Here is a 21,845-nt window from a genome sequence, read left to right as displayed (position 1 = left end):
TATAACAACCAATTTTTACGTATGTTTAGATATGTATCAAAAAATTTTTACTGTTAGTTATCAAACTTTCCAAAGTCTGGATGAGTTAAATCAGGAGGATCAATTTTTATGTAACCAGGCAAAAAATGCGTTGGTTTCTTCCCATTCACCGTACTCTAAATTTAAGGTTGGAACAGCACTTCAGCTGGAGAACGGCTCGGTAGTATTGGGCAGTAATCAAGAAAATGTAGCCTATCCATCAGGACTTTGCGCAGAACGTGTAGCCTTGTTTACGGCAGGTGCAATACATCCAAATGTAGTCATCGAAAAGATGGCGATTACTGCGCGTAGCAATGACTTTATAATTGAGAAACCGGTAACATCATGCGGAGCCTGCCTGCAGGTAATGGCAGAATACGAGCAGAAGCAGAAAAAAGAAATAGAGGTGCTTTTTTACTGCCTGGACGGTGAGGTTATTAAAACAACAGGGATTAAAAATCTATTGCCCTTTGCTTTTGTGGAAGAGCGATTGGGGAAATAAATATTCCACAGTGAACTGTTGGAAACTTCTGTTCTTGAAATCTATATCCAACCCTTATATTTACGGAATCCAATCCTTTTTTGATGAGTGACGAAATAGAAAACAACGTAAACGAAGAAAATACGCATACCGTAATTCCCATCAACGGGCTTTACGAAAACTGGTTCCTCGATTACGCGTCCTATGTAATTCTTGATCGTGCTGTACCTCACATCAATGATGGATTGAAGCCGGTGCAGCGCCGCATTATGCATTCTCTTAAGGAAATGGATGATGGTCGTTTTAATAAAGCGGCCAACGTGATTGGTAACACCATGAAGTATCACCCACATGGTGATGCCTCCATTGGAGATGCCATGGTGCAGATCGGTCAGAAAGATCTCTTGATTGATTGTCAGGGTAACTGGGGAGATCCCATAACTGGCGACAGCGCTGCCGCACCGAGGTATATTGAAGCCAGACTTTCTAAGTTTGCGAATGATGTGGTTTTTAATCCTGATACTACCGTATGGCAGTTGAGCTATGACGGTAGGAATAATGAACCCATCACCCTACCTGTTAAGTTCCCCTTATTGCTTGCACAAGGTGCCGAAGGCATTGCGGTAGGCCTGGCCACCAAAGTAATGCCCCATAATTTTATTGAATTGCTTGATGCATCAATAGAAGCCTTGAAAGGTACCAGACCTAATATTTTACCTGATTTCTTTACCGGTGGTATGGCCGATTTTTCTGCGTACAACGAGGGGATGAGGGGTGGCAGGATCAGGGTACGGGCCAAGATTACTGAAAAGGATAAGCGTACGTTAGTGATCACTGAAGTGCCTTACAGCACCACGACCGGCTCCGTGATCGATAGCGTACTGTCGGCTAATGATAAAGGAAAGATCAAAATCAAGAAGATAGAAGACAATACCGCACAGCATGTGGAAATTGTGATTCATCTGGCGCCGGGTATTTCGCCCGATGTGACCATAGATGCCTTATATGCATTTACTTCTTGTGAGGTATCACTTTCGCCAAATACTTGCGTGATTCAGGATGATAAGCCCAATTTCCTGAGCGTTAATGATATTTTAATTCAGAATACGCAACATACCAAAGGTTTGCTGAAACAGGAGCTGGAAATTAAGCTTCATGAACTTCAGGAAAAGATATTCTTTAGTTCCCTACTGAAGATCTTCATACAAGAGGGGATGTACAAGCATGCCGACTACGAAAATGCCGTGAACTTTGAGATGGTTGTCGAGGTCTTAAACAGGTTATTTGAGCCTTTCAAAGAAAAGCTTTACCGTGAAATACAACCTGAAGATTTAAAAAAGCTGATCGATAAACCGATGAGCAGTATTACCCGCTTTGATGTGAAGAAAGCGGACGATCAAATGAAAGCGCTCGCTGACGAGATCAAAGTAGTTAAGAATCACTTAAAACACCTCACTGATTATGCCATTGCCTGGTTTCAAAAATTAAAAGATAAGTACGGAAAAGGCAGGGAACGTAAAACTGAAATTAGGCTTTTCGATCGGGTAGAAGCTTCTAAAGTAGCTCTGGCCAATGTAAAGTTATATATGAACCGTGAGGACGGTTTTATCGGAACCGGACTCCGTAAGGATGAGTTTGTTGCCGATTGTTCTGATATTGATGAAATCATTGTATTTAGAGAGGATGGCAAGTGCATCATCACCAAAGTGGCCGATAAAACATTTGTAGGAAAAGGTATACTCCACGCGCAGGTGTTCAAAAAGAATGATGAGCGCACCATATATAATTTGATCTATAAAGATGGTGGAACAGGTGTGTCTTACGTTAAACGTTTTGCTGTAGTGGGTGTAACTCGCGATAAAGAGTATGATCTCACTAAAGGAAGTAAGGGCTCCAAAATTCTGTATTTTACGGCCAATCCAAACGGGGAGGCAGAAGTAGTTACAATACAACTTAAACCTCATACCAAGTTAAAGAAACTTCAGTTTGATCTGGATTACGCAGAAATAGCCATTAAAGGGAGAGGCTCACAGGGTAATATTGTTTCCAAGTATCCCGTTAAAAAGATTTTGTTTAAGAGCAAAGGTGTATCAACCTTGTCTGGCTTAAAGATTTGGTATGATTCTTTGCTAAGAAGACTTAACGTTGATGGTAGAGGTAAGTACCTTGGAGAATTTGATGGTGATGACAAGATCCTTCAAGTGCATAAAGACGGATGGTATGAACTAAGTACATTCGAATTGAGCAATCACTTTGATGCTGATTTGATATTGATCCAGAAGTTTGATCCAGAGAAGCCATTTGCCCTGGTTCAATATGAAGGCAAGGCAAAGAACTACTTTGTAAAGCGTTTCTTATTCGAACCTATAGCGGTGGGTAGAAAAGGTGGAATGATCAGTGAAGAAGCCGGATCTAAATTTATGTATCTGACCAGTAACCCTGCCGCGGTGCTTACCGTTGATGTATTGAAAGGTAAAACGCAGATTCCGGAAACGATAGAAGTGGTATTGGCTGACTTTATTGATGTGAAAGGTATAAAGGCGAATGGTAACCGCCTTTCTCAGCATGATGTTAAGAACATCAGCATTGCTAATCATGATGAAATAGAACCAGAATTGGAGCAAAAGCCTTCGCCGGTTATCGCTTCCGCTGAAGAGGAAGAAGAAGTCTCTGAGAATGAAAACACTACTCCAGAAGATAATCTTTCTAAAGAAGATGTTATTAAGGAAGTGGCTCCGGCAAGCAATACAGATGAGCATCCGGTCGTTCAAGGAGTAAAAGAAGTCCCTACAGCAAAATCTGTCGATTTTGAAATCACCAATCCTGATGATATTGATATTGACGATAAGGGGCAAACGAAGTTGTTTTAATTACCAGATATGCTGAACAAGACTGCTGCTGTTTTATTGTTATTATTATTCATTTCTATGAAATGCACAGTGCTTTTCGTGAGCAATAGTCATCAACCCATTGTTGCCTGGCAAAGTGATCATGATGATGAATCTGGTGATCAGCAGGAAGACAACAAAGAACCTAAACAGTTTGAAAAGTTATTTGATGAATTTTTGCAGTCCGAACACTTAACCACCTTTAATATACCTTCAATAAAATTGCGTCCTGAAGCTTCGCTGGGGACAATTACTGAATTTTTGTCTTCGCCGGATCTGCCTCCTGAAGTAAGGTTGTAATTCCAATACAACCAATATTCATTAATTCAAGCAAAAATAAACATGAGCAATACTTTATTACTAAAGGGCGCTTTCGCAGGCGTTCTGATGAGCATATTTACATTTTCTGCCAGCGCGCAAAAATTAGAAGAGCAGCAACTTAAAACAAATGTGGCTGAGATTTCAAACTCAATGGATTTCTTAAAAAGCCTTAAACCTGTTACTTACAAGTTTGACGGAGAGAAGTATAAACATCTTAAATTCCCAGGCGGAACGCAATATGGTTTCCTGTCCGCAGAAACTAAAGATGATTTTCCTGAGTTGATATTTGAAGCTGCAAAAACGTATAGTGCTGGTAAAAATAGCACCAGTGTAATCAAATATGACGAGGTTAAAAAAGACCATTTGATTCCAATATTGGTTGCAGCTGTAAAAGAACAGCAAGAACAAATTGAGCAACTAAAAGCGGAATTAGCAGAGCTTAAAACAAATGCTAAATGATAGGTAAACAAAACGGCCATCCTGAGATGGCCGTTTTGTTTAGTTCTGTTTTCTTGATTGCTGCATAGGATTGCCTCCGCTCGATGCACCTCTTGGCACTGTTTGCTGTTTGAACAGATCAAACTTGGAAGGCTTTAATGTTCTAGGCCAGCTGTTGTTGTTCTCGTCAATATCTGCAGTTTCGCGGTACGGATCAAGCTGCACGGAAACCACCTCTTTATCCTTTGCAAAAACCTTGGTCACCCTATTCTCATTCATTCTCCAGATGTACGCAGGAAGCCTGTCTATTTCCTTAGTGCCGTCTTTATAAGTCCACTCCACAATGATTGGCATGACCAAGCCACCAACATTACTAAAACTTAGCTCATAGAAATTCTTTTTGCTTTCATACAAGCTTTTCTCTTTTTCATTCAGTGTATTGTAATAGGTTTGGAAGTCCTGGTCGGCCGTCTTGCCAACTTCAAACCTGTTGAATTTATTATAAAAGTCTAATAAGCTGGTATCTTGTTCTACCGCGAATTTTATTCCTGCTACTTTGTTGCGTTCTCTGCCGATGTATTTATTGTCGCGCTCATAAACGGCTTTTTTATCTACATTTTCAACAGCTTGTTTCATGCTGTTCATCCTGTAAAAGCGAACACTGTCCAAAGATATATCTACTGGATCCGTTCCGTAAAACCAACCCCTCCAGAACCAATCCAGGTCCACTGCAGAAGCATCTTCCATTGTTCTGAATAAGTCGGCTGGTGTAGGATGTTTAAAAGCCCAGCGTTTCGCATATTCTTTAAAGGCGCAGTCAAAAAGCTCCCTGCCCATTACGGTTTCTCTCAAAATGTTCAGGGCAGTTGCAGGTTTAGCATAGGCATTTGGCCCGAAATTAACGATCTGCTCAGAGTTGGTCATGATCGGCTCCAACTGGTTTTTAGGCATTTTCATGTAGTCGACTATCTTATGGGCCGGGCCTCTGCCTGAAGGGTAATTGTTATCCCATTCCTGTTCCGCCAGAAACTGGCAAAATGTGTTTAGCCCTTCGTCCATCCATGTCCATTGCCGCTCGTCTGAATTCACGATCATTGGAAAGAAATTATGTCCAACCTCATGGATAATTACCCCAATCATGCCCAGTTTAATGGCTTCTGTATAAGTTCCGTCTTTTTCAGCCCGGCCGTAGTTAAAGCAGATCATTGGATATTCCATCCCATTCGAGGCTTCAACTGATATGGCTACTGGATATGGATATGGTATGGTATGTTTTGAGTAAACCTTTAAAGTATGCGCTACTACTTTTGTAGAGTACTTGTTATACAGCGGGTAGGCCTCCGGACCATAATAAGACATGGCCATTATCTTTTTGCCATCCACATAAGTAGCCATTGCATCCCAAACTATTCTTCTTGACGATACCCAGGCAAAGTCGCGAACATTCTCTGCAGCGTACGTCCAGGTTTTCTTTGCAGTGGCGTGTTTAGCCATTGCTGATTTTACTTCAGCCAGGTTTACGATTTCCACGGGTGCCTTAGCATTTTGCGCTTCGTTCCATCTTTTTAAGCTGGCAGCATTCAGTACCTGACCATAGTTTTGACACTCCCCGGTAGCACCAACTACGTGATCTGCCGGAACCGTCATGTTTACTTTATAGTTTCCAAAAGCAAGTGCAAATTCGCCGCGTCCTTCAAATTGTTTGTTTTGCCAGCCCTGGAAATCTGAATAAACTGCCATACGCGGAAACCACTGGGTCATGGTAAATAAATAGTTGTCGTCTTCTGGAAAATACTCATAACCGCCTCTTCCACCTACAGTGGTGCGGTCCGATATTTTGTAATTCCAGGAAATCTCGAGTACGTATTTCTGACCGGGCTTAAGGACATAAGGGAGATCAATGCGCATCATGGTATTATTGATCACGTAAGGAATTGATTTTCCGGCTTCGTCTGTTAGTTTAACAATTTTTACCCCAAGATCATTATCCTCCCTAATGATATTGGAAAGTGCGGCATAGGTCATCTTATCCGTCATCTTACTTTGCTCAGTCAGCTTGTTATCGCTGGTTGCCTTATGTTGGTTTTCGTCCAGTTGTACCCAAAGGTAACTTAGCGGATCAGGAGAATTGTTGGAATAGGTAATGGTTTCAGAACCGGTAAGCAATAGCTTTTTCTCATCCAGCTCCGCATTGATCACATAATCTGCACGTTGCTGCCAATAGGCAGAACCCGGGGCACCGGAAGCAGTTCTGTAAGAATTTGGGGTGGACAAGGTGGTACCCAATTGTTCAAACTTATTGCCATGATTAGAGCCTGGGTTGTTTAACATTTGTGCATTAGCACAGGTGCCCAAAGCAATTGCAGTAAGGAAAAGTATAAATTTCTTCATAAGTGTTATAAAATTGCAGCAAGTCGCTCTGCCGCCATAATAAAAGAGATACCAAATATAGCTGAAGAAAGGAAAAATGTCCAGTCCCATAGCTTAATTTTTACAATCGAGACTAAAATAAAAGCTAAAATCAATGTTGCTGTTACAATGAATACTTGGCCGACTTCTAAACCGACGTTAAATGCCAACAATTCTACCACTATATTGGTGCTTTTGCCCAAAAGACTTTTTAAATAGTTAGAAAATCCCATTCCGTGGATTAAACCAAATGCTAAAGCTAGAAAATACTTCAGTTTAATACTTTTAGGTTTGGCCTTTTTACTAATGATGTTGGTGAATGCAGTAATCAAAATCGTTACAGGGATTAAAAACTCTATCAGTGAAGTATTAATATGTACCACATTAAAAATGCTCAGCGCAAGCGTTAAGCTATGCCCAATGGTGAAAGCAGTAACCAATACGAGTACTTTTTTCCAGTCCTTGAGTGTGTAAATGCCACAAAGTGCCATGACAAATAAGATATGGTCATAGCCATTCCAATCTAATATATGCTGCCAGCCTAAATCAAAATAAAGGGAGAAATCCTGCATAGTACTTAAATTCGTAAATTTGGCTAAAGATTGCAAGCAATCCTGATATTTCCAATAAGATTCAATGATGTTACAACAACTTTTATTCGTATGGTTTGCTTTGTTCCACCCACTTTATGTGAGTGTTACTGAAATTGAGCAGAATCAGAAAACGAAGACAGTGCAAGTAAGTACGCGTATTTTTTTTGACGACCTGGAAAAGGCTATAGATAGGCGGTACAAAACCAGCGTGGATATACTGAAGCCAAAAAATAAGCAGCAAGTAGACCAGCTAATTAGCGCCTATGTTAAGGATCATTTGAAGATCAAAGCCAATGGTGTTGAACTGAACCTTAAATATGTGGGCTACGAAATAGAAGAGGAGGCTGCCTGGTGTTATTTTGAAACGCCGGCCATTCCATCGGTAAAGAAGTTTAGTATAACTAACAATATCCTGTTTGAGCAGCATGAATCGCAGATCAATATGATCCATGCCATTGTAAATGGTAAGCGTCAGAGTACAAAACTCGACAACCCAGATGGCGCTGTCGAGTTTAATTACTAAGAGTAATATCGTTTTTACTGATACTGAATATAAATAGGAGCAGGTTTCAATTTCAATAACTCTTCTGGAGTCATCAAGCGGTTAGGTGCTTTCTTCAAATCATTTTTGTAGAACAATTTGAAACCTGTAAACTGTACCGGTTCAGAGAAAATGAAGTGGCGGTAAGTACCAATTTTAAGGTCAGGCTCGCCCCATCCATCCATGTGCATTACAATCTGTACTTCCGGACGAAGTTTAATGTTTTTGTAATTGGTGACCATCTTTTTAGTAAAACGGTGAACAGTAAATACCTTTGGAGGCAAGTTGTACTTTTTAACCAGGTTAGCCAGGTATTCAGAACAATAGTTGATATCGGCGGCATCATAAGTGCCTATCTTTTTTCCAGGCAGACTGCCGTCTTTCATAGAAAATTCCGGGTCGATACCTAAATGCACATGTGGCATTTGCAAGTATTTCTCAATTCTTGGCAACTCCGCCCTTATGGTGCTTAAAGCCACTTGTAAATCAAGGAACACGATAGCATTCTGCATCTTGGCAATCTTTAATACCGAATCAATCTGCTTGTCGCCCATGCGGTTAATGTATTTACCATCTTTTCCTGCAGTACCACTTGCTACTGCTGCAATGTAGTGCACACCTGCCTGAACCGGAGTTGAAGGATCTGCTTTTTCCCAATGTTTAACCTCTTTGTTCAATCGGCTCCACATCTCTTTGGGCGCGTATTCGCCAAGGGCACCCATTTTTTTAGAATGCAGATTCCCATAATAAACAACAATGCGTTTAAAAGGTAAGATTGCACCAGCAAGCGGGTAAGGCTGATTTTTAACCGGCCATCTCCCAGTGGTATCACCGTTGGCTAATTTTTTAATCTTCGCATTATATTTTGCTGTGTCAACAGGTTCACGAACAGTTCCAACTTCAGCTGTTACAGTTGAGTCTCCTGATTTTGCGCTGGAATCTTTGCTTCCGGTTTTTTTAGTTTCAGAAGTACAACTGGTAGATAAGCCGATTGAGAACAATCCGACCATGAGCATCCCTGCTAACTGAGGTAATTTCATTTTTTATGTTTTTATAAGGGTTAGATTATGCCTTCAAGCAGGTTGAGGGCAATCAATAATATCTTGCAAGTATAACACTCCTTCCAATAATATAAAAGCCGCCCCGCGCATATCTATAAAATTATTTCTTCTCTTTCTTTTTAAACTTCAAAAAACTGGTTTTGATGTATTCAAATAGCTGGAAATCTGACCATGTTCTAAGTTCTTCAACCTTAGGTGGGTAGTTGTCTCTATAGGCATCCATATCCAAATCACTGATATCAACCACCCTTTTAATAGTAAGCTGATTGAACCTCCTGGCAATTTCCTCATCTATCGCAGCCTTTGCTGCAAGCTGGTTTAATCGCCGTACCCGTTTTCCATCTTTACTGAACAATTCGTAAAAGAAGGTAACCGGACTTCCGCCAAAAGGAGAAAGTAAAGCTATAGGTGGTTTCCCTTCGTAGAATATCCCTTTTTCTTTACTATACGCCCTGCTTTCCTCTTTAAAGTTTTCAGAGGCTTTTTTTTGTCCGGTAATCTTGACTTCCAGCAATTCGTTTGAAAGCTTGATGAAGATCCTCTCATCGTTATATCCGGTAACTTTGTAGTACCTATCCTGGTATCCTATCTTTCGGATTAACAAAGAATCACCAATAGCAGCAAATATAGAAAACACGCCGAAGTTGTCGCTTTTTTTGGTTTGTCTGTTGTTGAGATTTTTTACAAGCGCATCTTGAACAGTTTCTGCAGTCGCGTACTGTATTATAGCAGCTCTAAACATTTTTCCAGTTTGCGCTTGCAAGTTAACTGCAAATCCCATCAGTAATCCAAGTGTTATGATGACCTTGGTTGATCTTATTTTCATTTCATTTAGAGGCTAACGCCTTAAAGGAAAGGAAAATAAATTAGCACGCCTAAGTTAGCGGTGACAATTAACAAATTTTAACGCATACAGAACGGAGCTATCTGGATCCGGCAGACAAGGGCATGCTCGCCTCAGTTTTAACTACAGCTGGGCTTTGTGCTTTAGCGCCATTGTTGTTGCATTTCCCGAGCAAGGTCCATATTAAAACAAAAATGATGATGGTTGAAAGGCAGCCTCCGCCAAGTTTTTTAGCCCCCCAGGCCGCAATTAATCCTCTAAAAAAGTTATTCATATTTCGTTTTTAAAGAGTTAAACACAGACAATTCGAATAAGTTTTAGGTAATACCAGCTTTAAGTTCATTCATTGCAGCAATTGTATCTGCATTAGGTCGTTTCTCAAAACATGCCGCTAATTGAATCGACAAACTTTCCAACAAGGCAATTCCCTCCAGTAACAATTCAGATGGATAAGGAACATTGACCGACTGCACACGATGCGTTTGCAAGACATTTAGTTCTGCGGTTTCACAACTCTTAAGTCTGGATTTTATTTCGGACAAGCCATCTGATGCCGTAATCAATTCTCCAGTTAAGAACATCGAAGTAATCAAACCATTTATCCGGTAGCAAATAATCTGAACTTCAGTTAAAATAGGCAATTGCTGTTTGCCCCTTGGTTCCAGTTTAATGTGCTGTAGCGCTTCAGATAGTTTGGCCAGTTTAAGATGGGCGGTTTTTCGGGCCAGCCTGCCCTGATGGTTTCTGGAAACTGAGGAAAGCGATGGGTCAGTTATGGCATTTAGGAATTCCAGGTTGGCCGACAACGTTTCTGCTATTAATCCCTTTAATTGTTTTGAATCCCAAATGGGCAAAAGGTAAACGCTTGCGAAAGCAATTAAGCATCCTGCTATGGTATATATTGCCCTGTTTTGAAAAATAGCTTGCGTATCGCCGCGGTAGATGCTGAGGGACATCACCACCGCAATGGTAATACAGGCTACACTGATGCTGTAATTGGTGCGGTTGAAAGCGAAGAAACCTGTCAGCGCTGTTGCGGCAATGATCAGCTGAATGTTTGTGGGAGGTAGGATAACCAATATCATCAACGTCATCACCAAACCAGCAAAAGTTCCACCTATTCGCTGCAAGTTTCTTTTCCAGGTCACAGAGAACCGCGGTCTGGCCACAATTACTATGGTAAGCAATAGCCAGTAACTATATTTTTCCTGTCCCAGATATTGAATGAGCAAATAGCCCACTAAAAACGACAAAGACAATCGAAGCGCAAACCTCAAAACCGGCGATCGAAAGCTCAGGTGACTTTTAAGCTGGGCCATTGGAAACAGACCAGATCCTAAAAATTCAGCGTATAGAGGCTTGGAGTCAGGCTCGGCAATAGTCTCCTTAGGGTTTTGAATAAGATCCAGTTGGGCCGCTATCCCAGTAAAGTTCTCATAAAGATCAGTCAGTATTTTTGCCTGTCGGGGTTCACTAACTAAGACACCCAAAGCCAGTTCTTTAAGCTTATCTTTACTCGAATCGAACTGATCCCGGTTTTTCCATGTGGTAGATTTCTTGTTCAAAAAATGCTGACTTAATTCACCAGTGCGGTTGGCCAGCAATTCAATCATTTCCGTAATCAGCGGAAGGGCTCCAACCCTTTGAAGTTGCTCCCTTATTTGTGTGTAATCATATTGGATCGCAGTAACTTCCTCATACAAATTAATCACTGCCGTAGCTACGCTGAGCAATCGTTCTCCTCTTGGATTTCCGGCCCGCATGGCCTTCTTATCGCTCAACAACAACACCCGTATCATTTGTTGCTTTTCACTAACCTTAAGGTGGCCCGTTACCGTATTTTTGTAGCAGCTATCCAGGGGGATTTCCGGTTGATAAAAACATGCCTTGGTTTTTAAATAACTTGCAGTGGCATTAAGGCACTCGTAAATAACATGGTGTAACGAGCGGTAGGGAAATAGCACTACTTGCAACAAACTAACCGCGTAGAACCAACAACCTCCTAAAAATATATATAGGCTAAATTGAACAGGATGCTGCGGTTGTAAGCCCATAATAAAAGTACTGAGGATGATGGCCATGGTACCTGTTAAACCTGCACGCTGACCAAAAGCAGACAGCATGCACCAGGCAAAAGTGATCCCGGTAAATGCCAGTCCGGTAAATAACTTATTGTGTTCAGTGAGAGAAAATATCAGAGCCGTAGCAGAGAAGATCAAAATGCTGGAAAGGGCTGTGCGGAATTTGTCGCCCCGGTTTCCCGGTAAATCCGTTAGCGAGATCAATAAAGCACCTACACCCAGTGCAATGGCCATTTGCTCATCTTTGCTAAAAAACAGCAATACAGGCAGTAAGATCACCAATGTATTGCGCAGTGCATCAGAAAAATACTCTCCAAGAAAAAATAGCCGGATTTGATTTAAAATGCGCATGCTCTCATATGTGCTGCAAAGGTAATCCAATTCTTACTGATGTTAAATCGGCCGCCTGCCATAAATCAAATAAAACAATAAGTTTAAGTTTTAAAACAAGAAATCGCACCTTTAGTTTTCTTAAAGCAGGATAGTACAGGTTGGTTATTTTGAAAAATAATCAGACATTTAATAATAGGCAACACACAACAGGAGCCTAGTATTATTAACCAGATATTAACTACGTATGCTATTAGCCCAGGTATTTTGGATTTGGAACTTTTTGGGGCATCTGCATCCACTTGCCGTCCATTTTCCGGTTGCCTTACTGGTATTCGCAGCTTTTCTAGAGCTTTTTACTTTAAAAAACTACCATTCCAAGTTTCGCGCAGGTATTGATGTTTTAGTCATTACCGGTGCAGTTTCGGCATTGGTATCTGTTATATTCGGTCTGCTCCTTTACCTATATGGCGATTATGCAGGGCCTGTACTTAAGATCCATTTGTGGACGGGTATTGCTACCGCGATACTCAGTTTGATTACCGTAGGCGTATTGCGACAAATAGGCAAAAATAACAGCCTAACCACTATAAAGGCCTTTCGTACTTTACTATTCTCAACAGCTATTGGCGTTTCCATAACCGGGCATTTTGGTGCCGGTTTAACACATGGTGATGATTTTATTTCGTCTACATTGCCTTGGGACAGTGGTGATCAGGATGGAATCAATAACAATTTTAGCCTCGCATCTTTTCAAACAGATACCGGCAAATTGAGCAAGCAACAGGAAATTGAACTCAATACCGAAGTGAGGGCAATACTGGCACACAATTGCTATAAATGCCATGGCGCAGATAAAGTGAAGGGCGATTTACGGTTGGACAGTAAACACCTGGTGTTTAAAGGGGGTGAGAATGGTTTGGTTGTCATACCCGGCAGCGCATCGGAGAGCGAATTATTCAAAAGGATAAACCTTCCTGCAGATCATAAAGACGTAATGCCGGCTAAAGGCAAGAAGCTTCAGGATAAAGACATCGCCACCATTAAATTTTGGATTGATAAAGGCGCGCCCTGGCCTGAAGATGGCAGCAAGCAAAATGTTTACCGGGTAGCCAAACTGGAACCCCGCAACCCGGTTTTGCCTGCGGTCACGAACGGACTTTCTAATCCGGTAGACCTGTGGACAAACCAATACTTTAAAAAGCACAACATAGCCTGGGCTAAACCGGTGGCCGACCGCATTTACCTGCGGCGCATCTACCTGGATATTATTGGCTTGTTGCCGAGCCCGCAGGATCAGGAAGCGTTTGCTAAAGATACCCGGCCAGATAAGAGAGCGCTCTGGGTGCGACAACTGTTAAACCTGGAGGATGATTATGCGTTGCATTGGCTCAGCTTCTGGAATGATGCACTGAGGAACGATTATACTGGAACCGGTTATATTACCGGAGGCAGGTTTGACATCACCGACTGGCTTTACAAATCGCTCAAAGACAATAAACCTTATGACCTCTTTGTAAAAGAATTGATTAGTCCTACAGAGGCGTCAAAAGGTTTTATCGAGGGCATCAAATGGCGCGGGGTTATCAACTCCAGTCAGCGTACAGAAATGCAGGCTGCGCAAAACGTATCGCAGGTATTTTTGGGTCTTAACTTAAAATGTGCCTCTTGCCACAACAGCTTTATTAGTGATTTAAAACTGGTAGATGCCTATGCCTTTGCCAACATCTTTGCCGATACCACATTAGAAATAAACCGTTGCGATAAGCCAACCGGGAAGTACGTAGACGCCGCTATGCTCTGGAAAGAACTCGGCACCATAGATCCAAAAGCACCTGTGGTCGACAAGCGCAGGCAGCTCGCAGAAAACCTGGTTAAACCAGAGGACGGCAGGCTATACCGTACGCTGGTAAATAGAATATGGGCCCAAATGATGGGTCGCGGTTTGGTTGAGCCGGTAGATGTGATGGACAATGAGCCCTGGAACCAGGATTTGCTGGACTGGATGGCTTTTAATTTTGTTGCTAAAAAAGCAGATGTAAAAGAGCTCATCTATCAAATAGCCACTTCAAATACCTACCAGTTGCCCTCCGTTGGCTTTAAAGAAGCCAGCCAGGTGCGCAATCCAAAATATGAATTTAAAGGAATGGTAAGAAAAAGGATGTCGGCCGAGCAGTTTACCGATGCCATCAGTAACATCATTGCTCCAGTATTTGCTGATTCCAACTTGCGCTATAATCCATTTATGAATGCGGCATACAACAAGATGCCGGTAAAACCTGCATTTGTACGCTCCTCATTGGTGGCCAACAATTCTTTCCTAACCGCTTTAGGCAGGCCAAACCGGGAAACTGTGGCTACCAGCAGAGATTCACAGGCCAACCTGTTGCAAGCCTTAGAGCTGACAAACGGCGGCAAGTTCAATTCGGTACTACTACAAGGAGCCCAAAACTGGAAATCCAAGTTTAAAAATACCGATGAGCTGATTAGCGACATCTACCAAAAAACATTAGGACGAAAGCCTGCAGATAAGGAATTTAAACTGGCCAGGCAAACACTGGGAGCCGCGCCAAAAGCTGAAGCCATACAGGACTTTTTCTGGGCGATGGTTTTACTGCCGGAATTTCAAATTATCTACTAAAGAATCATGTGTAAATCAAACCCAATTATAACAAGATGAGCTGGAATAGAAGGGAGTTTTTAAAAAACACAAGCGCCGCCACGCTGGCTGCAATGGCGGCTGGTATTCCGTTAACCAACCTACTTTCGTCCTGCAACGGAAGGAGCAGCACCGCTACTGCTGATACTGTTATCCTGCTTTGGATGGCAGGCGGTATGGCCCATACAGACACATTCGACCCAAAGAAATATACACCTTTTACTAAAGGCATGGAGGCCAATAGCGTATTAAGTACCTTTAAATCTGTACCTACCATACTAGATGGGGTTCATTTTTCTGAAGGCCTGCAGTCTATAGGCAAGGTGATGGACAAAGGAACCGTTATCCGTTCCTATGTGGCTGCAGATATGGGACATATCCTGCATTCCAGGCATCAGTACCACTGGCATACCTGTTATAAACCACCACAATCAGTAGCTGCCCCGCATATTGGTTCCTGGATCTCCAAAGAACTAGGGCCTTTAAATTCGGTGATCCCGGCATTTATAGGTATTGGTCAGCGCTTTACCCTTGGCGAAGGGGAGGAATTGAAAGCATTCCATACCGCGGGTTTTCTAGGCAATGAGCATGGCCCTTTTCTTATACCAGATCCATCTGCAGGTCTGGAAAGCGTTAGACCGCCCGTAGGCATGTCGGCCAAAAGATTTGAAAAGCGGAACCAGCTTTACCATAATTTGATTAGTCAGGGCCCCTTGGGCGAATATGGGAGCGACTACCAGAAGGAATCTTTAAAAAGATCCATGGAACAAGCCTACATCCTGCTGAACTCGCCGGAGGCGAAAGCCTTCGATTTAAGCCTGGAGCCCAGAGAAAGCTATGACATTTACAATACCGGTAAATTTGGCCTGGGCTGCTTAATGGCGAAACGCCTAACAGAACAAGGTGCAAGGTTTATCAGTGTGACCACAGAATATGAACCGTTTAAAGGCTGGGATACGCACGATAACGGTAACACCAGGCTGGTAGATATGAAAAAGCAAATCGACGGCCCGGTAGCACAGCTGATTAAGGACTTAGAAAAAAGCGGCAGGCTAGACCGTACACTGGTGATACTGGCCAGCGAATTTAGCAGGGATATGATGGTAGAAGGCAGGCCAGACCTAAAAGTTCAGGAACAGGTAGAGCAGCCAAACATCATTACCGATATTAAGAACTACGGCATGCACCGTCACTTTACAGATGGCTGCTCCATGCTGATGTTTGGAGGCGGCATTAAAAAAGGAAGTGTTTATGGTAAAACTGCCGATGAACGCCCTTGCAAAACGGTAGAAAATCCGATAGTGATAGACCAGGTTCACCAAAGCATTTACCATGCACTGGGGATTGCACCAGATGCCAATTATGTAATAGAGAAACGGCCGTTTTACACCACTCCAGACGGACTGGGTAAACATGTTCCTGAGCTATTCGGATAAGGATATTTCTTGCTATCTTGCCCCCGCTACGCAATTCCAGGTAGATGGTTAGATATGATTCGATTAAAACTGATTTTTTCAATTGGGCTGTTATTGCTTTGCGCCCCCAGCTTTGCACAGAAATTACAAAATACCAAGGAGCTTCAGGTACAAATTAAAAAGGGAGTAGCCAATGCCTATGCCTCCAGCGTGAGGATCTATGGATTTGACACCATCAGGAAAGCACAAAACAGCTCGCAATTTACAGGAGTAGTGGTCGGTAAAGACGGAACCATCCTCACCGTAGCGCATGCCACCATACCCAATAGAACCTATAGAGTCAGGTTTCCCGATGGGAGAGAAGCCATCGCCAAAGCATTGGGAAGGATAGGGTTTGCTGAATTGGAAAACAGGCCCGATCTGGGTATGTTAAAAATCATAGACAAAGGAAACTGGCCAGTTGCAGAAATGAGCTGGTCGCACAGTTTAAAGATAAACCAGCCCTGCATCAGCATTGCCTATCCGGAAACACTAAATCAATTACTCCCTACTGTGAGGTTTGGCCGGATCAAATCCCTGATCAATGAATGGGGTTTCCTGGAGTCCACCTGTAAAATGGAACCCGGAGATTCTGGCGGTCCGCTGTTTGACGACATGGGCAGGGTAATAGGCATGCACAGCAGATGCGGCGTAAACGAGAACGACAACCTGGAAGTGCCCGTTGATTTTTACAGGAAATACTGGACTGCTTTACAAACTCCACAAAACTACGTGAAACTACCTGCTGATACCAGTATAACCGGGGAAGATCCGATGAGCAGTAAAAATACCACCCTGCCGTTTTTGGAAAACATGGGGACGAGCTTTACATCGCTGGCATCTTCATTTAAGGAAAGTGTTGCGTCCATCAGCAGTACAGCTGCAGATAAAGCACATAAAGAATTGGCTACTGTTTTCAATATTGAAGGGAAGTGCTATCTGGTATCTAAAAGCTCTATAGTCTTTGAGAAGCCTGAGGTTATTATTTCTGGCAAGAACATTCCCGCAAAGGTTATTGCAAGAGATGAGCAAAACGACCTGGTATTATTGCAGGTTCCGGTAAAAAGTAACACCAGTTTAAAATCTGTGGCACTAAAAGACACTGCTGCTTTGGCTAAAGGCGACTTGGGTACGTTTTTGATTTCCCCTGTTTCTTCTCTCGTTGATGATCATACCTCTATATTAAATGATCAGCGCATCAGTGTGCTGAGCAGTATGTACATTGAAATTCCGAAGAAGATCAATTTAGGATATATGGGAGCATATTCTATGTATAATGAAGGCAAAATTAAGATCACCAGGATTTTAAAAGATAGTCCGGCAGAATTAGCCGGACTGAAAAGCGGCGATGAGGTGCGGAAGTTAAATAATGTAGCCGTTAAAAATGCCGACCAGTACAACCAAACTATGATGAAGTTTGTAGCAGGCGATAGTTTATATGTGGCGGGACTAAGGGATGGTCACTCGTTTACTGCCGGTCTTCTACTGACTAAAATGCCAGCTTCAACACATGCTGCGGAGCAATTTGAGGGTGGCAAGAGTGCAAGGCTGGATGGTTTTAAGAAAGTCTTCGCCCACGATGCAATCATTAAACCAGAAGAATGCGGCGGACCGGTGTTTGACAGCAATGGCAGATTTTACGGAATTAACATTGCGCGGTTTAGCAGAACGAGTGTTTTGGTTATTCCAGCGCTCACTGTATTTAAGTTCTTAAAAGCGAACATCAGCTAATACCGTTAACAAGAGCATTAAGATTACTTTAGTACTTATTGAATTTACCGAAAACACCTAGCGGCAATTTGATTCCTGAAGTGGCTTGTAAATAAAGTTCTCCTGTTTCCAGGTTTTGAACCTGAGGGAAGGAGGTTTTGATCAGGTTTTCTACAATAACTGATGAAAAACCAAGCGAGTAGGTGTTTAAGATGAGAAAATGTTCTTCTTCATCCAATAACTGCACCACCTCTTGCATCATTTCCTGAATATGATCTTCCAGTTTCCACTTCTCGCCATTTGGGCCGTGACCAAATGCTGGCGGGTCTAAGATGATACCATTGTATTTTTTACCGCGTTTCAGTTCTCGCTTTACAAATTTCAATGCATCTTCAACTACCCATCTTACATCTTTAAGTTTAGATAATTCCTGGTTCTCATTGGCCCAGTTTACTACCTGTTTAATAGAATCCACGTGTGTGGTATCGGCACCTGCTGCTTTGGCAATTAGTGATGCTGCACCAGTATAAGCAAAGAGGTTCAATACCTTAGGACTTTGCGATTTGAATTTCCTGATAGAGGAGGAGATGTAATCCCAGTTTACGGCCTGCTCTGGAAACACACCTACATGTTTAAACGAGGTCAATCCCAATCTAAGGTTAATGGTTACATCGTCATTCTTATATTCCACATTCCAGCGGTCTGGCAAATGTGCTGAGCTCTTGATCCACTCGCCTGAAGTTGCGGAGCGGCCTTTAAATCTAATGTGTGTTTGCTTCCTCCAGTCATTATCTGAAAGTGTTTTCTTCCAAACAGCCTGAGGCTCTGGTCTGGATAGCACCAGGTTTCCAAAACGTTCTAACTTTTCAAAATCCCCACAATCAATCAGTTCATAATCTTTCCAATGCGTGGGTGTTAAAAGGCTTATCATAAAGTGTGGTGTATTAAAATTTTCCTTTTGCTGCCTTCATAAAACGGCTGGCAAAAACAAAGTCGTTCAGTTCTTCAATATCGGTATGGGCAATTTCTTTGTTAGATCCTTCCCAGAATTTCTTGCCTTCGTGCAGGAACATAATGTAATCTCCAATTCCCATTACCGAGTTCATATCATGTGTTACTACAATTGTGGTGGTATTGTATTCTTCTGTAATTTCTTTAATCAGCTCGTCAATAACGATGGAGGTTTTAGGGTCCAATCCGGAGTTTGGCTCATCCACAAACAGGTATTTCGGGTTCATGGCTATCGCACGTGCAATACCCACACGCTTCTTCATACCACCCGATAGCTCTGCAGGATATAGCTTGTTCTTACCTTCCAGATTTACCCTGTCTAAACAGAAGTTAACCCGTTCTAGTTTCTCTGACCTGGTTTGTTCTGTAAACATATTTAAAGGGAACATGATGTTCTCTTCCACAGTCATAGAATCAAATAGTGCTGATCCCTGGAAAAGCATGCCTATCTCTTTTCTGATCTCGATCTTCTCTTCGAAGTTCATCCTGGTAAATTCACGGTCATCATACTCAACTACCCCTTCTTCAGGATGGTGAAGACCGACCATGCATTTTAATAAGGTTGATTTACCGGAGCCGGAACCACCAATGATCAGGTTTGTAACACCAGCTTCAAATTTACCAGATATGCCCTGTAGTACATCATTGTCGCCAAATGATTTGTGTATGTCTTTAATTTCAATCATGATCAATCAGGTTACAGCAATAACTGGGTTACAATGTAATCACAAGCAAGAATGGATATACAGCTGACTACAACTGCCCTTGTACTTGCTTGAGCCACTTCCAATGCACCGCCTTTTACGTAAAAACCTTCGTATGCAGGAACAGACGTGATGATGAAACCAAATACGAATGCTTTAACCAATGCTACGGTTATGGTGTAAGGGTTGAAATCTGTAGTAATACCTTCCATGTATTCTGCAGGTGTAACTGCTCCTGAAAGGGTACCACCCAGGTAACCGCCCGTGATGCTTAAGAACATGGACATGATCACCAACATAGGTACCATGGTAATTCCTGCAAGTATTTTAGGGAGGATTAAATAACCCGGAGAGTTAATGCCCATAATTTCAAGCGCATCTATCTGTTCACTTACCCGCATGGTTCCTATCTCTGAGGAGATGGCAGAGCCAATTTTACCCGCCAATACAATTGCTGTAATGGTTGGACTAAGCTCCAGGATGCTGGAGTCGCGGTTTACTGATCCAATAATTGTTTTAGGGATAAAATCACTCACCAGCTGGAAAGCAATTTGCAGTGTCATAACCGCTCCAATAAACGTAGAAATTATGGCAATCAATCCAATGGATCCTACGCCAATAAAATCCATTTGTTTGAAGATTGCTTTTAAGTAGATCTTAAACTTCTCAGGTTTCCTGAATACTGCCTTTAGTAAAAGTAAATATTTGCCAAAATTGGTGAAATTCATTCTTTAAAAATTAGCTGTAGGTATATAAGCAATAGTATTACAAAGAAACAATAAAAATTGGAAATGACCTTACAGACTTTTCTAACAAATCTTTAGCTTCAAAGTTTTGGCTTGCAGCCCTTTTTTATAATATTGCCATATATTTAAAATGGAGCATGAATGCGATAGTAACAGGTGCTACCAAAGGTATTGGTAGGGCAGTAGCCATAAAATTAGCAGAAGCAGGATACAATTTGGCCATTTGTTCCAGAAATGGAACTGAACTGGAAGAGCTGACCCAATCTTTGAGGTATACAGAAGTGAAGGTTCTGGCGGTAAAAGCTGATCTTTCTGTAAAACAAGAATGCGTCAATTTTTGTAATGCAGTGAGGAATGAAATGCCGGATGCCGACGTACTGGTTAACAATGCGGGGCTGTTTTTAACAGGAAGTGTTCTGGATGAAGCTGATGATCAGTTTGAGCGTATGCTGGATTTAAATTTAAAATCTGCCTATTATTGCAGTAAGTTTTTTGGCAAAATAATGCGTGAAAGGCGGTTTGGGCATATTTTTAACATCTGCTCTGTGGCCAGTAAGAAAATTGCGGAAAATGCAGGCAGTTATAGTGTAACTAAAGCAGCGATGTTTAGTCTTAACAGTGTATTTAGGGAAGAGTTATCAAAATACAACGTAAAGGTAACAGCTGTTTTGCCAGGTGCAACATTAACATCCTCATGGGAAGGAACAAATATCCCGAGTGATCATTTTGTACAAGCCGAAGATATAGCAAAAAGTATTACGAGTATACTGTGTTTATCCGCAGGTGCTAACGTAGAGGAGATAACGATTAACCCGGTACATTTTTAATACAGGAGGATAATATTATGGAAAAGAGATTATTTAGGAATGAGTACGAAAAAGTAGTAGCTGGTGTATCATCAGGCATTGCGGAGTACATGGAGGTTGATGTAACAATAATCAGGTTGTTGTTTGTACTATCGACCATCTTTTTAGTTGGCACTGGAATTTTGGTTTACCTGGTGATGTGGATTGTAGTGCCGGTAAATAATGATCCTGCTAAAAGGTTTGCAAAGTTTAATGAATACAACAAAGGGTTTGCCAACCCGTTTGAAAGCAAGCCGAATCCGCAAGGCTGGACATCTTCTACCATAAATGATGACAGCTATAAAAACGCTTCTTTTGAAAGTGGTTTTAAGGCACCTAAAAAGAACAATGATACCGCTAAAACGGTAGGCGGATTGATCTTACTGGTGATTGGTATTTACTTTTTAATGAATGAATTCGATATCATCCCTTTCTGGTTTGATATTGGTAAAATGTGGCCGCTAATCTTTATAGCGATAGGTGTAAGCTTTATCATGAAATCCAAGAACAAGAATGCATGGGAGGAATGGAAGAGGCAAAATGAGCAAAATGCTGCAGCGCCGGCACCGGAAGCTTCGGTTACTCCGGATCCGGTTACACCCGTAACGCCTGTAACTCCTGTTACCCAAGTAACAGATACACCAGTGGCAGAAGTGCCGGCTGATGATGCAACTACAAATAAGATAGACTTCACCAAAAAAGATATTTAAT

Annotated in this window: 19 protein-coding genes; 10 read left to right on the top strand and 9 right to left on the bottom strand. The window is 41.9% G+C overall.

The window, feature by feature from the left end; all coding sequences use genetic code 11:
• Positions 1-31: 31 nt before the first annotated feature.
• From ACXZ1K_RS18730 to ACXZ1K_RS18715, 4 genes are all read left to right on the top strand, one after another.
• Positions 32-520, top strand: a complete 489-nt coding sequence (locus ACXZ1K_RS18730) for a cytidine deaminase (RefSeq protein ID WP_458971211.1) — start codon at positions 32-34, stop codon at positions 518-520.
• Positions 521-603: 83 nt separating this feature from the next.
• On the top strand, positions 604-3,369 hold the full coding sequence (locus ACXZ1K_RS18725; RefSeq protein ID WP_458971210.1) for a DNA gyrase/topoisomerase IV subunit A: 2,766 nt from the start codon (positions 604-606) through the stop codon (positions 3,367-3,369).
• Between the two features lie 9 nt (positions 3,370-3,378).
• Positions 3,379-3,687, top strand: coding sequence for a hypothetical protein (locus tag ACXZ1K_RS18720; RefSeq protein WP_458971209.1), 309 nt, complete (start codon positions 3,379-3,381; stop codon positions 3,685-3,687).
• A 42-nt stretch (positions 3,688-3,729) separates the two neighbouring features.
• Complete coding sequence (locus tag ACXZ1K_RS18715; RefSeq protein WP_458971208.1) at positions 3,730-4,167, top strand: tail fiber domain-containing protein; 438 nt, start codon at positions 3,730-3,732, stop codon at positions 4,165-4,167.
• Between the two features lie 39 nt (positions 4,168-4,206).
• On the opposite strand, the gene ACXZ1K_RS18710 is transcribed toward ACXZ1K_RS18715, so the two are convergent.
• Positions 4,207-6,537 (bottom strand): M1 family metallopeptidase, encoded by a 2,331-nt coding sequence (locus ACXZ1K_RS18710; RefSeq protein WP_458971207.1) that lies wholly within the window; start codon positions 6,535-6,537, stop codon positions 4,207-4,209.
• 5 nt (positions 6,538-6,542) lie between these two features.
• Positions 6,543-7,127, bottom strand: a complete 585-nt coding sequence (locus tag ACXZ1K_RS18705) for a HupE/UreJ family protein (RefSeq protein WP_458971206.1) — start codon at positions 7,125-7,127, stop codon at positions 6,543-6,545.
• Between the two features lie 64 nt (positions 7,128-7,191).
• Here ACXZ1K_RS18705 and ACXZ1K_RS18700 point away from each other — a divergent pair, with 64 nt between their 5' ends.
• Positions 7,192-7,671, top strand: a complete 480-nt coding sequence (locus ACXZ1K_RS18700; protein WP_458971205.1) for a DUF6702 family protein — start codon at positions 7,192-7,194, stop codon at positions 7,669-7,671.
• A 14-nt stretch (positions 7,672-7,685) separates the two neighbouring features.
• Here ACXZ1K_RS18700 and ACXZ1K_RS18695 read toward each other — a convergent pair whose 3' ends face one another.
• From ACXZ1K_RS18695 to ACXZ1K_RS18680, 4 genes are all read right to left on the bottom strand, one after another.
• Positions 7,686-8,729 carry a hypothetical protein gene (locus tag ACXZ1K_RS18695; RefSeq protein WP_458971204.1) on the bottom strand — a complete coding sequence of 348 codons (1,044 nt, stop codon included), beginning with the start codon at positions 8,727-8,729 and terminating at the stop codon, positions 7,686-7,688.
• A gap of 121 nt (positions 8,730-8,850) precedes the next feature.
• Positions 8,851-9,576, bottom strand: coding sequence for a hypothetical protein (locus tag ACXZ1K_RS18690; RefSeq protein WP_458971203.1), 726 nt, complete (start codon positions 9,574-9,576; stop codon positions 8,851-8,853).
• A gap of 97 nt (positions 9,577-9,673) precedes the next feature.
• Positions 9,674-9,868 carry a hypothetical protein gene (locus tag ACXZ1K_RS18685; protein WP_458971202.1) on the bottom strand — a complete coding sequence of 65 codons (195 nt, stop codon included), beginning with the start codon at positions 9,866-9,868 and terminating at the stop codon, positions 9,674-9,676.
• A gap of 43 nt (positions 9,869-9,911) precedes the next feature.
• Positions 9,912-12,026 (bottom strand): FUSC family protein, encoded by a 2,115-nt coding sequence (locus ACXZ1K_RS18680; protein ID WP_458971201.1) that lies wholly within the window; start codon positions 12,024-12,026, stop codon positions 9,912-9,914.
• Between the two features lie 226 nt (positions 12,027-12,252).
• Here ACXZ1K_RS18680 and ACXZ1K_RS18675 point away from each other — a divergent pair, with 226 nt between their 5' ends.
• Genes ACXZ1K_RS18675 through ACXZ1K_RS18665 form a run of 3 tightly spaced genes read left to right on the top strand, consistent with a single transcriptional unit; the run spans position 12,253 to position 17,849 of the window.
• Complete coding sequence (locus tag ACXZ1K_RS18675; RefSeq protein ID WP_458971200.1) at positions 12,253-14,646, top strand: DUF1549 domain-containing protein; 2,394 nt, start codon at positions 12,253-12,255, stop codon at positions 14,644-14,646.
• 35 nt (positions 14,647-14,681) lie between these two features.
• A complete protein-coding gene (locus ACXZ1K_RS18670) occupies positions 14,682-16,100 on the top strand; it encodes a DUF1501 domain-containing protein (RefSeq protein ID WP_458971199.1) in 1,419 nt (472 codons plus the stop codon).
• Positions 16,101-16,154: 54 nt separating this feature from the next.
• The gene (locus tag ACXZ1K_RS18665; RefSeq protein WP_458971198.1) at positions 16,155-17,849 is read left to right on the top strand and encodes a trypsin-like peptidase domain-containing protein; all 1,695 of its coding nucleotides are present in this window, start codon (positions 16,155-16,157) and stop codon (positions 17,847-17,849) included.
• Between the two features lie 28 nt (positions 17,850-17,877).
• Here ACXZ1K_RS18665 and ACXZ1K_RS18660 read toward each other — a convergent pair whose 3' ends face one another.
• Genes ACXZ1K_RS18660 through ACXZ1K_RS18650 form a run of 3 tightly spaced genes read right to left on the bottom strand, consistent with a single transcriptional unit; the run spans position 17,878 to position 20,271 of the window.
• Positions 17,878-18,759, bottom strand: coding sequence for a class I SAM-dependent methyltransferase (locus ACXZ1K_RS18660; RefSeq protein ID WP_458971197.1), 882 nt, complete (start codon positions 18,757-18,759; stop codon positions 17,878-17,880).
• Positions 18,760-18,772: 13 nt separating this feature from the next.
• A complete protein-coding gene (locus tag ACXZ1K_RS18655; protein ID WP_458971196.1) occupies positions 18,773-19,525 on the bottom strand; it encodes an ABC transporter ATP-binding protein in 753 nt (250 codons plus the stop codon).
• Between the two features lie 11 nt (positions 19,526-19,536).
• Positions 19,537-20,271, bottom strand: coding sequence for an MlaE family ABC transporter permease (locus tag ACXZ1K_RS18650; RefSeq protein ID WP_458971195.1), 735 nt, complete (start codon positions 20,269-20,271; stop codon positions 19,537-19,539).
• Between the two features lie 155 nt (positions 20,272-20,426).
• Between ACXZ1K_RS18650 and ACXZ1K_RS18645 the strand changes: the two genes are divergently transcribed.
• A complete protein-coding gene (locus tag ACXZ1K_RS18645) occupies positions 20,427-21,116 on the top strand; it encodes an SDR family oxidoreductase (protein ID WP_458971194.1) in 690 nt (229 codons plus the stop codon).
• A gap of 17 nt (positions 21,117-21,133) precedes the next feature.
• Positions 21,134-21,844 carry a PspC domain-containing protein gene (locus ACXZ1K_RS18640; RefSeq protein ID WP_458971193.1) on the top strand — a complete coding sequence of 237 codons (711 nt, stop codon included), beginning with the start codon at positions 21,134-21,136 and terminating at the stop codon, positions 21,842-21,844.
• Position 21,845 lies beyond the last annotated feature (1 nt).

This window comes from Pedobacter jaeyakensis (genome assembly GCF_054461315.1).
This window is presented reverse-complemented; position numbering and strand designations above follow the sequence as displayed.